The organism is Limnohabitans sp. Jir72 (assembly GCF_003063575.1).
Lineage (GTDB): Bacteria > Pseudomonadota > Gammaproteobacteria > Burkholderiales > Burkholderiaceae_C > Limnohabitans_A.
In genome coordinates this window covers 1-1,872 of sequence record NZ_NESC01000027.1, presented here as the reverse complement: position 1 = coordinate 1,872, position 1,872 = coordinate 1, and the positions used below count along the sequence as shown (strand labels likewise).

Sequence of the window (1,872 nt, the reverse complement as noted above, 5' to 3'; positions counted from 1 at the left end):
AGGCCCCCACCGCCACCATCGCTTTGAGCGACAACGCCCTCAAAGCAGGCGAGAGCGCCACGGTCACCATCACCTTCAGCGAGAAAGTCAAAGACTTCAGCAACGCCGACATCACAGCCCCCAACGGCGCGCTGAGCAGCTTCACCGCCAGCGCCGACGGCCTGATCTGGACAGCCACCTTCACACCAGCGGTGGACACCGAAGCGGCCAGCAACACATTGAGCTTGGGCACCGCCTACACCGACGAGGCAGGGAACGCAGGCACCACAGCGCAAGCCAGCTACGCCGTCGACACCAAAGCCCCGGTGTTCACCGTGCAACTGGACGACGCCAGCAACAGCGCGGCCAAGACCGACCGCCTCACCAACGACAGCACCCCCACCATCAGCGGCACGGGCACCACGGGCGACATCATCCAAGTGACCATGCCCGGCACACTGGAAGTGCTCAGCACCACGGTGGATGCAAACGGCAAGTGGAGCGTGACGCCCACCCTGGTGATCGCCAGCGGCAACGTGAGCGTGACGGCCCAAGACGCGGCAGGCAACACCAGCCCGGCGCAAAGCCTGGCTTTGGTGATTGACACAGCCGTGGCCACACCCACCGTGGCCCTGGTGTGCGACAGCGGCACCAGCAGCAACGACAAGATCAGCCAAAGCGGCGTGATCAACGTGAGCGGCCTGGAGGCGGGTGCCACGGTTGAGTACAGCACCAATGGCACAGCATGGGGCACGACCTTCGCAGCCGCAGAAGGCAGCAACACCGTCAGCGTGCGCCAGACGGACGCCGCAGGCAACGTGAGTGCAGCCAGCAGCTTGAGCTTCACGCTGGACACCACCGTCCCAGCGCCAACGGTCACCATCAACGCCATTGGCGGCGATGACGCCCTGAGCCCTGCGGACGCGGTGCAAACCCACACCGGCATCACCGGCAGCGTGACCGACGCCCGCGAAGGCGACCTGGTCAAAGTGCTGGTCAACGGCCAAACCTTCAGCGCCACCGTGGACGCGCTGGGCCACTACAGCGTCAGCGTGGCCACGGCCGACCTGATTGCCGACCAAGGCTCAGAAATCGAAGTCGTGCTCATGGCCAGCGATGCGGCAGGCAACACCCACATGGTCTCGGACACCCGCGCCTACGCGGTGGACGTCACCGTGCCCACAGTGCAAAGCATCGTGCTCGACAAGAGCGCCCTCAAAGTGGGCGACAGCGCCACCGTCACCATCACCTTCAGCGAGAAAGTCAAAGCCTTTGACCTGTCGGACTTGACCGCCGACAACGGCACGCTCTCGGGCTTGGCCACCGCCGACAGCGGCCTGACCTGGACCGCCACACTCACACCGACGGCCAACATCGAAGACACCAGCAACGTGGTCAAAGTGCTGGCCAACTACACCGACCTGTCGGACAACCTGGGCACCGCAGCCACCAGCGGCAACTACAGCGTCGAAACCCTGGCCCCCACGGCCACCCTCCAATTGGCCGACGAAGCATTGAAAGCCGGAGAGACCACTACGCTGACCATCACCTTCAGCGAGAAGGTCAGCAACTTCAGCAACGCCGACGTCACCGTACAAAACGGCAGCCTGGGCACGCTCAGCAGCACCGACGGCATCGTCTGGACCGGCACCTTCACGCCCAGCGTGAACCTGGAAGACGCCACCAACAGCATCACACTGGCCAGCACCTACACCGACGTGGCAGGCAACGCAGGCCAAAGCGCAGCCAGCGGCAACTACAGCGTGGACACCAAGGCCCCCACGGCCAGCGTCACCCTCACGGACAACACCAATACGGCCATCACCAGCCTGACAGCCGGTCAAAGCGCCAAAGTCACCATCACCTTCAGCGAAGCGGTCAAAGACTTCAGCA

General features: G+C 64.2%; 1 protein-coding gene. It reads left to right on the top strand.

Features of this window, described 5'->3' with window-relative positions; translation table 11 throughout:
* On the top strand, positions 1-1,872 hold a 1,872-nt coding region (locus B9Z52_RS17440; protein ID WP_146182896.1), incomplete at both ends, for an Ig-like domain-containing protein.